The organism is Bradyrhizobium sp. UNPA324 (assembly GCF_006658635.1).
Classification (GTDB): Bacteria; Pseudomonadota; Alphaproteobacteria; order Rhizobiales; family Xanthobacteraceae; genus Bradyrhizobium; species Bradyrhizobium nanningense.
In genome coordinates this window covers 6,913,628-6,926,178 of sequence record NZ_LFJD01000004.1, presented here as the reverse complement: position 1 = coordinate 6,926,178, position 12,551 = coordinate 6,913,628, and the positions used below count along the sequence as shown (strand labels likewise).

Here is a 12,551-nt window from a genome sequence, read left to right as displayed (position 1 = left end):
GTGAGTGATATATTTGCCGAGGCGCCGGCGCAGTCCACGAAGCCAACCATCTTCTACGACGGCACGTCGAGCCGCCGGCGGCAGGTGACGTTGGCGTTCGGTGATGCGCTCGAGATCGCCGAGGAGGGCGCAGCGCCGGTTCGCTGGGCTTATGCCGACATCCGCCGCGCCGACAGTCCGCCCGGGATCTTGCGTTTGGCTTGCACCACCGCGCCGCCATTGGCGCGGCTGGAGATCCGCGACGCGGCGCTTGCCGCAGACGTGACCGCCCGCTGCCTGCGGCTCGACGAACACCGGACCTCGCGTCGGGGCGTCGCAAAGATCGTCGGCTGGTCGGTGGCGGCGGCCGTCTCCATCGTCTGCGTCGTGATGTTCGGCGTGCCGCTCGCCGCCGACCGTCTCGCGCCACTGGTGCCGAAGCCTGTCGAACGGCGCATCGGCGACGCCGCCGAAGTGCAGATGAAAACCATCTTCGGCCGCAATGGGTGCGAAGATCCCGCGGGCAAGGCCGCCTTCACCAAGCTCGTCAACCGCCTGCGCGATGCCGCCGGCCTCGACGACGATTCCATGACGGCGGGCGTGCTGCCGACCCCGGTGCCGAATGCGTTCGCGCTGCCCGGCGGCAAGGTCTACGTGCTCAAGGGGCTGCTCGACAAGGCCGACAGCCCCGACGAGCTTGCCGGCATCCTCTCCCACGAGCTCGGCCATCTCAAGCATTACGACAACATGCGCGGCCTGATCTACAACGGCGGCACCTCGTTCCTGATCGGCCTCTTGTTCGGCGACGTCACCGGCTCGAGCGCGGTGATCTTCGCCTCGCGCAGTCTGGTCGAAGCCTCCTATTCGCGCGAGGCGGAGACCGCCGCCGATACGTTCGCGATCGAGATCATGCACAAGCTCGGACGCTCGCCGAAGCCCGCGGCCGAATTGATGTTCCGCATCACCGGCAAGGAAGGCGGCTCCACGCTCACGACGATCCTCGCCAGCCACCCGCTGACCGAGGACCGCCTCGCCCGCATGACCAGAGAAGATCGCCCCGCCTCCGGCCCGCCGCTGCTGACGGACAAGGAGTGGCAGTCATTGAAGCTGATCTGCGGCAGCGGGAAGGTGTGAGTCTTTGCTATCTCGTTCCGTATGCGCGGTCGCCGGCATCGCCAAGGCCTGGCAGGATGAAGCCGTTCTCGTCGAGGCCTTCGTCGACCGCAGCCGTCCAGATCGGCACGTCAGGATGAAATCCGCGCAGCCGTTCTAACCCTTCCGGGGCTGCGATCAGGCAGGCGAGGCGGATGTCCCTGGCGCCGCGCTCCTTCAGGCGGTCGATGGCTGCGACGGCCGTGTTGGCGGTGGCGACCACCGGCGTCACCACGATGGCGAGGCGCTCGCTGAGATCGGACGGCGATTTGAAGAAGTACTCGACCGCGGCAAAGCTGTGAGGCTCGCGGTAGAGCCCGATATGTGCGACGCGCGCGGTCGGCACCAGGTCCATCATGCCGTCGACGAAGGTCGTGCCGGCCCGCAGCATCGGCACGAACACCAGCTTCTTGCCGGCGATCTTGGCCGAATGCATCGTCGCCAGCGGCGTCTCAATGACGGTATCGGCGAGCGGCAAATCGCGCGTGACCTCGTAGCACAAGAGCATGCCGATCTCCTTGATCAGCTCCCTGAATGATTTTGTAGAGATGGATTTGTCCCGCACCAGGGTCAGCTTGTGCTGCACCAGCGGATGATCGACGATCGTGACGCCTTCCATGATTCAAATCTCCCGAAATTTAAATTTATCGAGTCGTCATTGCGAGCGGAGCGAAGCAATCCAGAATCTTTCCATGGAGGGGCTCTGGATTGCTTCGCTGCGCTCGCAATGACGCGCGTGATCGCAAGTCTCTGTCCATGCTCTAGAAAACCGTACCGTCGCTGATCACCTTGAGCGGCGGTGAACCGTCTGGGCGCCGCGCAAAGGCAATGGCGCGGCCGGCGGCCCAGGTGCCGCCTTCCAAGATGCTGGCGAGCGGCAAGGTCTCAGGCGTGCGGCCGAGCTTGGCACGAACCCGTTCGGCAAGCAGGTCCAGCAGTGCCACCGTCAGCGCGCGCCATTCCACGACGAGCAGCGAATCCACCGCATGTGCGCGCTCGGCGTCCGCGGGATCGCGCAGGCGCAGCACCTCGTGATCGACGAACAGGCCGCCATTGCGGTATTCGGCCAGCCCGGTCAGGCCGTCGATGTCGGTGACTTCGAGCCCGGCGCGCTGCAGCGGCTCGATCAGCGAATAGCTCAGCCATTGCGATAGCTTGTGCAGCGGCACGAGGCCCGCGGTCGCGTCGTCCGTCTTGAGCGCCGGGTGACGCCAGCAATCGCCGAGCGGAATGCCGGCAAGCTCGAGCCGCGACGGCCAGATCGGTCCGAGCTGGTTCAGAACGGCCGACAGGATCGCGGGCGCAGCAACGGCGCCGCCGTTCGCCTGCGCCGCGATGTGATCGAACAGGCCGCCAGGTCGTGGCGTGTCGCGCAGGCCGAACACCGCCGCGCGCTCCGCGACCAGCCGGCCGAGACGCTGGAGCAGATCGGTGCGTCCCTCGAGGCCGAGCAGCTGATTGGCTTCGCTCACCTGAAAGGCGGAGGTGAGGGAGGCGAGCGGCAGCTTTGCCAGCACGTCCGCATCGGCCCTGAACGGCGTGCGCGCGTCGCCCGAGAACAGGCCGCCCGCGAACATGTCGAGGCTCGCGATCGCCAGCCCCTCGGACCTGCCGATGCTTTCGCCGCTGGCCCCGTCGCGATATCGCCACGCCGCACCCGCGCCGGCATCGAGCAATACGCTGACGATGGCAAGGTCGAACTCCGCCCGCGCCCGTGCCGCGCGATCCGGCCACGAGGCCGCCTTCGCAAGGTCCGTCCAGCGGTCGACGCCGCCGATCACGAAATGCCGCCAGCGCGCATGGAAGGGAATCTCCAGCGTCGGATAGGCTTGTCGCGTGACCGCGAGCACGGCCTCCGCGACGCCATCCATGCGGTCGAGATCAATCGTGAAGTGGCTCAAGCCGCCGGCAAGGCCGATCTCGAGCATCCGCCCGGCCCGTGCGCGCACCGCCTGTGCGGTGAGCAGCGAGCGGGCCTGTCGTTCCAAAGCCTCGGCCATCGCGGGATCAGTATTTTTCCAGCGAGCGGCCGACGACGCCATCGACGTCCTTCTCGGGCGCGATGTCGGTCGAGTAATAGCCGGCCGCCTTCTTCGCGGCGATCTCGACATAGGCGTCGGCCGGGATCAGCTCCGGCGGGATCGGAACGCGCTCGACGATGTCGATTCCCTGAGAGGTCAGCGCGTCGTATTTCATGTCGCTCATCGACAGGAAACGGTCGATGCGCTTCAGACCGAGCCAGTGGATCGTATCCGGCATGAGCTGCTGGAAGCGCGCGTCCTGCACGCCGGCGACGCATTCGGTGCGCTCGAAATAGGCGGCGGCCGCATCGCCGTCCTCCTGGCGCTTGCGTGCGTTGTAGACCAGGAATTTGGTGACCTCGCCGAGCGCGCGGCCTTCTTTCCGGTTGTAGACGACGAGCCCGAGCCCGCCCTCCTGCGCGCCGCGCGCGGATTCCTCGATGCCGTGGATCAGATAGGGACGGCAGGTGCAGATATCGGAGCCGAACACGTCGGAACCGTTGCATTCGTCATGCACGCGGCAGGTGATCTTGGTGCGATGGTCCGGCAGTTTCGTCACATCGCCGAACATGTAGACGGTGGTGCCGCCGATCGGCGGCAGGAACACCTTCATGTCCGGCCGCGTCACGAGCTCCGGGAACATGCCGGCAGTCTGCTCGAACAGCGTGCGCCGCAGCTCGGTCTCGCCGGTGCCGAAGCGTATCGCAAGGCCGGGCAGGTACCAGACCGGATCGATCGCGATCTTCACCACGGAAACGCTGCCATTGGCGTGCACGACCTCGCCGTCGGCGCGCAGCCGTTTTGCGGCGAGCGCTTCGCGGATCTCCGGCAGGTCCAGCCGCGCCCGCGTCACCGCGATGCTCGGGCGGATGTCGGCGCCCTCGGCGATCTCCTGGCGAAAGTTCTCGGCAACGAGATGCCCCCAGGGATCGAGCGCGACGATCTTGGTGGGATCGCTCCATTGCGGGAACGGGCCGATGGTCGCCGCCGGAAACGTGTTGGTGAGGTCGGGCCTGCGGATCGGATCGAGCGCGCCGGCGGACACCGCGAGCGCACGGTACATCGCGTAGGAGCCGCCATGGCTGCCGATCACGTTGCGATCCCCGGCGCGCGACACCGTGCCGATGACCGGCCCGCGGGCGCGCGCCTCGGTGGCGCCCCAGTGGATCGGAAAGGCGGAGGTCCGGCCCGGCTCCGGATGCGAGGTGAGGCGGATGTGGTCGGTGCGGTTGGCGCGGCTCATGTCCAGGCTCCCAAAAAGCCAACGGCCCGCCGCTCGGACGGGCCTGGCTCGCTTGCGGCACCGCTTCGGAACACAGGCGACGCAAACTCAATCCAACATATTGTAGCGCCCGTCAGCGACAGACAAGTTAATCGTGCCAGGCGGGGCGGAGGCGCGCTTGCGCCCTCGTCCGATCAGCGAACGGCGCTGCAGTGCACTATATATCTATGGAATCGCTCGTATTTTTTAAAGGGGCGGGCGCCGCACCACGGTCCGAACAGGTGACTGGATAAAACCTGCCTATTCGGACATATGACCGGATCGGCTCTGCCCCGGAGACCCCCATGCCCGCCAGCTACATCGACCCCCGCAACGGACAGCTCTACCCGCTCGACCAGCCGCGCTGGTGCTCGGATGAGCGCACGCCGCTGTTGGTGACGCCGGGGGCGGGGATCTCGCGTGACGATATCGACAGAAGCAGGCGCTCGCTCTGGCGCTACCGGGCGGCGCTGCCGGTCAGAATCGCAAACCCGATCACGCTCGGCGAAGGCTGCACGCCGCTGATCCAGCAGAATTGGGGCGAGCTGCGCCCGCTGTTCAAGCTCGAATGGTTCAACCCGACCGGCAGCTTCAAGGATCGCGGCTCCGCCGTGATGCTGTCCTTCCTGCGCCAGATCGGCATCTCGGCCATTCTCGAAGATTCCTCCGGCAATGGCGGCTCGTCGATGGCGGGGCTCGGTGCTGCCGGCGGCATGCGCGTGAGGATTCTCGCGCCGGCCTCGACCTCGCCGGCCAAGATCGCGCAGGTGCGCGCCTATGGCGCGGCGGTGCAGCTTGTCGAGGGCCCGCGCGAGGAATCCGAGGCCGAGGCCATCCGCCAGTCGAGCCAGACGTTCTATGCCAGCCACAATTGGCAGCCGTTCTTCCTCGAAGGCACCAAGTCGCTCGCCTACGAGATCTGGGAGGACCTCGGCTTCCGCGCGCCCGACAACGTCATCGTTCCCGTCGGCGCCGGCAGCAGCCTGCTCGGCTGCGCCTTCGGCTTCCGCGAGCTCAAGAAGGCCGGCCAGATCGCAAAGCTGCCGCGGCTGTTCGCGGCGCAGCCACTCAATTGCTCGCCGATCGATGCGAGTTTTCAGGCCGGCGTCGACACGCCTGTCGCCCGCGAGGTGAGCAAGACCGTCGCCGAGGGCACCGCCATCAAGCATCCGCTGCGCCTGCGCGAGATCATCGGCGCGTTGCGCGAAAGCGGCGGCGGCACCGTCGCGCTGACCGAGGAGGAGATCGTCGCCGCGCTCCGCCGTCTCGCGCGCCAGGGCCTGTTCGCCGAACCGACCAGCGCCAGCGCGGCCGCGGCACTGGACAAGCTTTCCGCGACCGGTGCGATCAAGGCAAACGAGACCACGGTCGCCATCCTCACCGGTACGGGGTTGAAGGCCGCGACGATTGTAGCCGATCTGGTGGGGTAGGGCCGGCGGTTGAAGCAACGTGCGTAAATATATCACCGTCACCCTGAGGCGCCCCATCGCTCGCACCTCGGGATGACGGAACACCTCACTCCTTCAAATCATTCACCTGCTTCACCCACGCCCGCACATCCGCGAGCACTTGCGGCAGCACCGCCTTGACCTCGGCGACGGTCATGCCTGCCTTGATGCGGGGATCGTACAGCAGATTGAGGATGTACTGGTCGTAGACGTCGAAATAGCCCATCGAGACGTTGTCGTTGAACATGGTCCAGGGCACGCTCGTGGTGTCGTTGATGGGCCCAAGCGATTGCAAGAGCTCCTCATAGGCGCAGTCGAGGAAGACGAAATCGCCGTTGTCGACGGTGAGGATGACGTCGGAATGCTCGATCTCGAAATTGTCGTTCTTGCGGAAGCCGGACAGGCATTGCGGGTCGAGCGAGGTGCGGATCTCGCGCGCCTTCTCCGCGCCGTAGAAGCCCGAGATGGTGCGGAACAGATCGCGGTCGCGCACCAGCTTCACCCGCACATTCGCCGCTTCGTTGGTGTCGGTCATGGCGATGTCGAGGTGCTGCACGCGCTTGCCGATGTCGGCCACGACCTTTGCCAGCTGCACCTTGCGATCGGCGCGGTCGCTCTCGGCGTAGACGCGCACCGGTCCGTCGAACTTGCGGATGCGGTCGACGCGGCCGGCGAGGTGGTATTCGGCGCCGAACGCCGTCTTCAGGAAGCCGTCGACGATCTCGCCGTCGGTAAAGCTCTTCTTCTCGGCGCGCTGGCGCGAGGCGATCGCGGGCAATTCGCCCGCAATGGCCGAGGGCGCGATGTCGGGCGCGCAGGTGAGCGCCGCGAACGCCAGCAGGGCGGAGCGAAGGGCAGCCGAGGACGGATTCAATGCGCTCATCGTCGTGCGACGCTGCCGTATTCACGTCGCGCGCACAAGAGCGCAAGATCACGCGTCCCGCGGTTCCCGGCGTTGTCTGTAGCAAGAGAGTGACAGACTAAGCCGCGGGGCTCGCTCACCTCTCCCGCAAGCGGGAGAGGGAGCGCACCTTTCTCGTGGAGGCAATTGCGCCCTAATTGTTCAGCACCACCACCGTGGTACCGACGCCGACGCGGCCATAGAGATCGCTGACGTCGTCGTTGGTCATGCGGAAGCAGCCCGAGGAGACCGCCTGGCCGATCGTCTCCGGCTCGTTGGAGCCGTGGATGCGATACAGCGTCGAGCCCAGATACATCGCGCGCGCGCCGAGCGGGTTTTCGATGCCGCCCTTCATGTGGCGCGGCAGGTCGGGGCGGCGGGCCAGCATTTGCGAGGGCGGCGTCCAGTCCGGCCATTCCTTCTTGGCGGTGATCTTGTGCACCCCGCCCCAGCGGAAGCCGTCGCGGCCGACGCCGATGCCGTAACGCAGCGCCTGGCCATTCTGGAGCACCAGATACAGCCGCCGCTCGCTGGTGTTCACCACGATCGTGCCGGGGGCGTAGTTGCCGTTATACATGACGGTGGTGCGCGGGATCGGATTGGCGCCGGAGCGGAAGAAGTTCGGGCCGCCGCCCATGATGTCGCGCGTGTCGAACTCTTCGGCGAGCGCCCCGCCCGTCGTGGCCGACAGCAGTGCGATGGCGGCAATCGGCGCGGCAAAAAACCGGATCATTGTCTCCCCCAGCAAAAAATCGATTCAACAAAGGCCACAGGCCATATTTGCGGGCTTTTCGCAAGCCACGGCCCCGTGAGATCGTCATCTCCACCGATCGGTGTTACCAAATCGGCAACCACAATTTGCCGAAAATCATTAGCCAAACCGGCGCATCGCAGCGCGGGGCAGGGCCGCGATGCCGGCTATTGCTTTGACGGGGCCTGCGAACAATGATTGATCGGATGGATCACCCTGAAAAGACCGGTTGCGGAGCAAAAAGAATGAACGGTGCGGAAAGCCTGGTGCGGACGATGGTCAAGGGTGGGGTGGACGTCTGCTTCACCAACCCAGGCACCTCCGAGATGCATTTCGTCGCAGCGCTCGACCGCGTGCCCGGCATGCGCTGCGTGCTCGGCCTGTTCGAGGGCGTGGTGACTGGTGCGGCCGACGGCTATTTCCGCATGAAGGGCACGCCGGCCTCGACCCTGCTGCATCTCGGTCCCGGCCTCGCCAATGGCCTTGCCAATCTGCACAACGCCAAGAAGGCCAATTCCGGCATCGTCAACATCGTCGGCCAGCACGCGGTCTACCACATCGGTTACAACGCGCCGCTGACCTCGGACATCGAGGGCCTGGCCCGGCCGATGTCGTCCTGGGTCCGCACCTCCCCGGATGCCAAATCGGTCGCCGCTGACGGCGCCGCGGCGATCGCCGCCGCCAAGAGCGCGCCGCCGCAGATCGCGACCCTGATCCTGCCCGCCGACACCGCCTGGAACGAGGCCGACGGCATCGCCGAGGTCCCGGCCGAGCAGCAGCGCGCCAGCTATTCGCCGCAGGCGGTCGAGCAGGCCGCAAAGATCCTGCATGGCGACGGGGAGGGCACGCTGCTGCTGATGACCGGCAGCGCCCTCAGCGAGCAGGGCCTGGCGCTCGCCGAGCGCATCGCCGGCAAGACCGGCTGCACCGTGATGGGCCCGACCTTCCGCCCGAAGATGGCGCGCGGCCACGGCCGCTATTCGATCGACCGCATCCACTACGTGATCGAGAACGCGCTGCCGATGCTGGCCAAGTTCCGGCATATCGTGCTGGTCGAATCCGACGATCCCGTGGCGTTCTTCGCCTATCCGAACAAGCCGAGCATGCTCAAGCCCGAGGGCTGCGAGGTTCATCGCATGACCTCGTGGGGCGAGAACTCGGTCGCCGCGCTCGAAGCGCTCGCCGGCGCGGTGAAGGCCAGCGCCAAGGACGTCAAGCCGCAGGCTCTGCAGGAACTGGTCAAGCCGACCGGCGCGCTGACTTTCGCCTCGATCGCGCAGGCGATTGCATGCGCGATCCCCGAGAACGCCATCATGGTCGACGAGTCCCTGACCACCGGCCGCGGCTTCTTCCCGCCGACCGCGGCGGCGGCTCCCCATGATTGGCTGCAGAACATGGGCGGCTCGATCGGTTTCTCGACGCCGCTGTCGATCGGCGCCGCCATCGCCTGCCCGGACCGCAAGGTCATCACCATGGTCGGTGACGGCAGCGCGATGTACACGATCCAGTCGCTGTGGACCCAGGCGCGCGAGAACCTTGACATCGTCACCATCGTGTTCGCCAACCGCATCTACCAGATCCTGCGCGGCGAGTTCGACAATGTCGGCGCCGGCGAGCCCGGCCAGCGCGCCAACGACATGCTCAGGCTCGACCGGCCGACGCTGGATTTCGTGGCGCTGGCCAAGGGCATGGGCGTGCCCGGCCGCGCCGTCACCAATGCCGACGAGTTCAACAAGGCGCTGGCCGAGGCGGTCGCCGAGCCCGGACCGCGGCTGATCGAAGTTCAGATGTAGGACGTAGGCAACGCGGAGCGCCGAGAGCCCGGAGGCACGATGCAGACCGAGCTGAACAAGGTGATTGCGGGGCTCCGGGACTTCTACGCCCACGAAGGCTTCCTGTTCGAGAAGGACATCGGCGAGCGTGCCGTCACGCACCGCTTCGCCGTGCATCTGGAGAAGCAGTTTTCAGGCTGGTCGGTCGACTGCAACTACGACCGTCTCGGCGAGCGCACGCTGCATCTGCCGCACGGCAGCATCATCTCGACCGACGATCATCTGGGAAAGTCGATCTATCCCGATGTCGTGGTGCATCAGCGCGAGATCCCGAACAATCTGCTCGCGGTGGAGATCCGCAAGGCGAGCAATCACACGCCGCTGGAGCACGACCAGCACAAGCTCAGGGCGCTGACCGATGTCCACGTCTGGTTTCCCTACTGGATCGGCGTGCTGCTGGTGCTGGACAAGGACCGGGTGACGATGTCGGAGGTCTATGTCAGCGGCGCTGTCGACGACACGCTGTCGCGCTGGCTCGCGACGCGGCTCGAGGAGGCTGGCCTCGGGGTCGCGCGGTAGCACGTGCATCATGCCAGTCGGGTCAGCGCAGGGGAGGAGAAAGCGAGAGCTTGATGTGACGAGCGCCGCTCTTTCCTCCTCGCTGGCTCAGTGCAGATCGTTCAGGAGGCCGGCCACCGATACGATCAACAGGATCAACGTCCAGGCCACCGGATTATTCAGCAACGGCGACACCTGAACCTCCGAGCTCGGCGGGAAAATCCTTCAGCTTCGGCAGGCCGTCCCTCATCGGCAACACCGTCTCCGCGTAGTTGACATGTACGCCTGGAGCGAAGTCGAGGCCAGCGAGCGTCGCAGCATAGACATCGACCAGTCCGAGCGGCGGATGCTCTGTCATGAGATGGCCGCCGCATGAGTTGCAGTACTGGCGATGGCTGAGGTCGGTCTTGGCAAAGCTTGCGATCCGTTCCGCCCCCTTTGTGACCCGCACATTCTGCGGCTTCCACAAGGTGAATGCGTTGACCGGCGCTGCCGACCAGGAGCGGCATGAGGCACAGTGGCAATAGCCCATGGCCTCCGGTTCGCCCGTCGTCTCGATTTCGACTGCGCCGCAGAAACAGGCGCCTTTGTAGGTGGTCATGATGTCAGTCTCCGTGATGGGTTGAAGTCGCAGGCCGGCATTGCGGACCGCGGTGGTCCGCTATGCCGGTGAAAGAGACGCAGTGCTTATTTCGAGAACCTCGTCCTGATCTCAGCGAGGCCCGCCTCGTAGACGCCGTTGAGGGCCTCGTCGGCGGCCTTCTCCTTTCCCTCATCGGGCCGGTAGGACCCGCTCCAGGTGATCACCGACGATCCGTCTGTCTTGGCGGTGACCTTGATGGTCGCCGTGTAGTTCGAGACGGGCAGCGGGCTGGCGAGGAACTTGTAGGAATAGCTGTGCTCGGCGTCGTTGCGTGCAGTCTGTGCCTCCACAAAGGCTGCCTTGCCGTCCTTGGTCACCAGGATGCGCGTCGGCGGAGCCTTGCCGTCCTCGATGCATTGGCCGACCGGCGGCAACCAGTTCTTGATTGCGCAGAACGGCCCGATCACCGACCACACGTCTGCTACCGGAGCCTTCACCTCGAGGCTGCGCGAGATCGTCGCCGCGAATGCCGGTGCCGTGCCAAGCAGGACCAGGGCAAGCGTCGCGGCGCGCGTCGCCATCTGGCTCGGAGAAAACTGGGTCGTCGTCATTTGTCATTGCCTCGTTACAGGGGATGGGACATCTCGTGCGGCCGCCGCCAGGCGGATGGGGCGAGAGCGGTTCAGGGCCGCATGTCAGCGAGGTAGCCGGAGGACATGCGACATCGCCAGTTCAGGAACTGAATCTGCCCGGTACAGAAATTGAACTAGCTGCAGGTGCGCCTCGGCGGTACGCTGTCACGACCGACAGATGGAGTGAGGCATGGCCGCGGGCAGCTACAAGCAATTCTGTCCAGTGGCGATGGCCGCCGAGATCCTGTGCACGCGATGGACCGTGGTTCTGCTGCGCGAACTCATCGCCGGCTCGACGCGCTTCAACGATCTCAGGCGCGGCGTGCCGCGCATGTCGCCGGCGCTGCTGTCGCAGCGGCTGAAGGAGCTCGAAGCCGCAGGGATCGTCGCGCGAGAGGCATCGGCTACGGAGTCCGGCGTGTTCGAATATCGGCTGACCCCGTCCGGACAGGAACTGGGTCCGATCGTCGAAGGCTTCGGTAAATGGGGCCAGCGCCGGATCTCCGCGGCGCTATCGCTGGAGCATCTCGATGTGCAGCTCCTGATGTGGGACATGCGTCGAAACCTCAACCCGACGCCGATGCCGCGGCGAAGGAGTGTGATTCAATTCGTTTATCCGGAGCTACCTGCGACGCAAAGACATTGGTGGCTGATCGTCGATCCAGGGGAGGGCGTCGATCTCTGCTCGGTCGATCCCGGGTTCGAGATCGACCTCTACGTATCCGTCGATCTGCGTACCATGACCGCGATTTGGATGGGGCTCGACACGGTCCGGGCGGCGCTAAGCAGCCGCCGAATGATGCTGACCGGCGATCGGCAGATTGCATCCTCGATTCAGAGATGGCTCGGGCTAAGTCCATTCGCGAAGGAAAAGAAACTTGCGAGCTGAAGGCGGTTCACCTTTCCCGTAAATAGCGGGCGGCGCGCATCGGAAGATGCGATCCGGATAAGTCTGTTCTTACTGGGCGGTGGCGGCGCGCGCGATCGTCGCACACGCCGCCTTCTCGTCAGTAATGATAGGGCTGCGAATACGCGTAGCGCGGGTTGATGCCGCAATAGGACGACGTGCCGGAGGCGGTCGCCGCACATTGCTGGTAGCTGGCGAACTGGCAGTTGCCGGGATAGCCCCAGCTGCGGCCTTGCAGGCAGTATCTGTCGTTTCCGGCCTGGGCCGAGGCGGGCGACAACGACGCGGCGATCAAGGTTGCGAACGATGCAAGCGTGAGGATGGTGCGACGCATTTCAGTCTCCTTCGATGATGGGGAGGAACGGCCGAGCCTGGCGTTCCCGTGGCCTGTCGGAGGCACGGTCATGCTGTGTTTGTCTCCGCAACGCCCGGATGCGTTCGAAACGAGGAACCGAAACGAGGAACATCGTGGTGCAGCCGGCGGCGAGCAATGTGATCTCGGCCACAATTCTCGTTTGGGACGAGACCTTAATGTTGACGGACTTGCACGCGTCGATGCCGCAGGCCCGGGTTTGGCCTCGGATCA

General features: G+C 65.5%; 13 protein-coding genes. 5 read left to right on the top strand and 8 right to left on the bottom strand.

All coding sequences use genetic code 11. The annotated features are described in order from the left end of the window. Nucleotides 1-1,113 (top strand): M48 family metallopeptidase, encoded by a 1,113-nt coding sequence (locus tag UNPA324_RS33200; protein WP_128919951.1) that lies wholly within the window; start codon nt 1-3, stop codon nt 1,111-1,113. Between the two features lie 7 nt (nt 1,114-1,120). On the opposite strand, the gene upp is transcribed toward UNPA324_RS33200, so the two are convergent. The 3 genes from upp to UNPA324_RS33180 form a co-directional block, all read right to left on the bottom strand. Further along, complete coding sequence (gene upp, locus UNPA324_RS33195) at nt 1,121-1,750, bottom strand: uracil phosphoribosyltransferase (RefSeq protein WP_128919950.1); 630 nt, start codon at nt 1,748-1,750, stop codon at nt 1,121-1,123. 142 nt (nt 1,751-1,892) lie between these two features. After that, entirely contained in the window at nt 1,893-3,131 is a 1,239-nt protein-coding gene (locus tag UNPA324_RS33185; protein ID WP_141938243.1) for a URC4/urg3 family protein, read from the bottom strand. Nucleotides 3,132-3,138: 7 nt separating this feature from the next. Continuing rightward, nucleotides 3,139-4,395: a GTP cyclohydrolase II gene (locus UNPA324_RS33180; protein ID WP_141938241.1), complete on the bottom strand. Its 1,257-nt coding sequence runs from the start codon at nt 4,393-4,395 to the stop codon at nt 3,139-3,141. A 323-nt stretch (nt 4,396-4,718) separates the two neighbouring features. On the opposite strand from UNPA324_RS33180, the gene UNPA324_RS33175 reads away from it, so the two are divergent. Beyond that, nucleotides 4,719-5,843 carry a threonine synthase gene (locus UNPA324_RS33175; protein ID WP_141938239.1) on the top strand — a complete coding sequence of 375 codons (1,125 nt, stop codon included), beginning with the start codon at nt 4,719-4,721 and terminating at the stop codon, nt 5,841-5,843. Nucleotides 5,844-5,928: 85 nt separating this feature from the next. Here the strand turns inward: UNPA324_RS33175 and UNPA324_RS33170 are convergent, their stop codons facing one another. Next, nucleotides 5,929-6,744 (bottom strand): DUF2927 domain-containing protein, encoded by an 816-nt coding sequence (locus UNPA324_RS33170; protein WP_128919945.1) that lies wholly within the window; start codon nt 6,742-6,744, stop codon nt 5,929-5,931. A 172-nt stretch (nt 6,745-6,916) separates the two neighbouring features. Next, a complete protein-coding gene (locus UNPA324_RS33165; RefSeq protein WP_128919944.1) occupies nt 6,917-7,495 on the bottom strand; it encodes a L,D-transpeptidase in 579 nt (192 codons plus the stop codon). Nucleotides 7,496-7,758: 263 nt separating this feature from the next. Between UNPA324_RS33165 and UNPA324_RS33160 the strand changes: the two genes are divergently transcribed. Beyond that, nucleotides 7,759-9,306: an acetolactate synthase large subunit gene (locus tag UNPA324_RS33160; protein ID WP_164936315.1), complete on the top strand. Its 1,548-nt coding sequence runs from the start codon at nt 7,759-7,761 to the stop codon at nt 9,304-9,306. A gap of 39 nt (nt 9,307-9,345) precedes the next feature. Beyond that, nucleotides 9,346-9,864: a hypothetical protein gene (locus UNPA324_RS33155; protein WP_128919942.1), complete on the top strand. Its 519-nt coding sequence runs from the start codon at nt 9,346-9,348 to the stop codon at nt 9,862-9,864. A gap of 154 nt (nt 9,865-10,018) precedes the next feature. On the opposite strand, the gene UNPA324_RS33150 is transcribed toward UNPA324_RS33155, so the two are convergent. Continuing rightward, the gene (locus UNPA324_RS33150) at nt 10,019-10,444 is read right to left on the bottom strand and encodes a GFA family protein (RefSeq protein ID WP_141938237.1); all 426 of its coding nucleotides are present in this window, start codon (nt 10,442-10,444) and stop codon (nt 10,019-10,021) included. A gap of 86 nt (nt 10,445-10,530) precedes the next feature. Beyond that, the gene (locus UNPA324_RS33145) at nt 10,531-11,037 is read right to left on the bottom strand and encodes an SRPBCC family protein (protein ID WP_128919940.1); all 507 of its coding nucleotides are present in this window, start codon (nt 11,035-11,037) and stop codon (nt 10,531-10,533) included. 211 nt (nt 11,038-11,248) lie between these two features. On the opposite strand from UNPA324_RS33145, the gene UNPA324_RS33140 reads away from it, so the two are divergent. Beyond that, entirely contained in the window at nt 11,249-11,947 is a 699-nt protein-coding gene (locus tag UNPA324_RS33140; protein ID WP_128919939.1) for a winged helix-turn-helix transcriptional regulator, read from the top strand. Between the two features lie 118 nt (nt 11,948-12,065). On the opposite strand, the gene UNPA324_RS33135 is transcribed toward UNPA324_RS33140, so the two are convergent. Next, entirely contained in the window at nt 12,066-12,299 is a 234-nt protein-coding gene (locus tag UNPA324_RS33135; RefSeq protein ID WP_128919938.1) for a DUF3551 domain-containing protein, read from the bottom strand. Nucleotides 12,300-12,551 lie beyond the last annotated feature (252 nt).

What these genes read in the sequence shown, in the direction of transcription:
- upp (WP_128919950.1), bottom strand. Translation starts at nt 1,750, where the DNA reads ATGGAAGGCGTCACGATCGTCGATCATCCGCTGGTGCAGCACAAGCTG.
- UNPA324_RS33185 (WP_141938243.1), bottom strand. Translation starts at nt 3,131, where the DNA reads ATGGCCGAGGCTTTGGAACGACAGGCCCGCTCGCTGCTCACCGCACAG.
- UNPA324_RS33180 (WP_141938241.1), bottom strand. Translation starts at nt 4,395, where the DNA reads ATGAGCCGCGCCAACCGCACCGACCACATCCGCCTCACCTCGCATCCG.
- UNPA324_RS33175 (WP_141938239.1), top strand. Translation starts at nt 4,719, where the DNA reads ATGCCCGCCAGCTACATCGACCCCCGCAACGGACAGCTCTACCCGCTC.
- UNPA324_RS33170 (WP_128919945.1), bottom strand. Translation starts at nt 6,744, where the DNA reads ATGAGCGCATTGAATCCGTCCTCGGCTGCCCTTCGCTCCGCCCTGCTG.
- UNPA324_RS33165 (WP_128919944.1), bottom strand. Translation starts at nt 7,495, where the DNA reads ATGATCCGGTTTTTTGCCGCGCCGATTGCCGCCATCGCACTGCTGTCG.
- UNPA324_RS33160 (WP_164936315.1), top strand. Translation starts at nt 7,759, where the DNA reads ATGAACGGTGCGGAAAGCCTGGTGCGGACGATGGTCAAGGGTGGGGTG.
- UNPA324_RS33155 (WP_128919942.1), top strand. Translation starts at nt 9,346, where the DNA reads ATGCAGACCGAGCTGAACAAGGTGATTGCGGGGCTCCGGGACTTCTAC.
- UNPA324_RS33150 (WP_141938237.1), bottom strand. Translation starts at nt 10,444, where the DNA reads ATGACCACCTACAAAGGCGCCTGTTTCTGCGGCGCAGTCGAAATCGAG.
- UNPA324_RS33145 (WP_128919940.1), bottom strand. Translation starts at nt 11,037, where the DNA reads ATGACGACGACCCAGTTTTCTCCGAGCCAGATGGCGACGCGCGCCGCG.
- UNPA324_RS33140 (WP_128919939.1), top strand. Translation starts at nt 11,249, where the DNA reads ATGGCCGCGGGCAGCTACAAGCAATTCTGTCCAGTGGCGATGGCCGCC.
- UNPA324_RS33135 (WP_128919938.1), bottom strand. Translation starts at nt 12,299, where the DNA reads ATGCGTCGCACCATCCTCACGCTTGCATCGTTCGCAACCTTGATCGCC.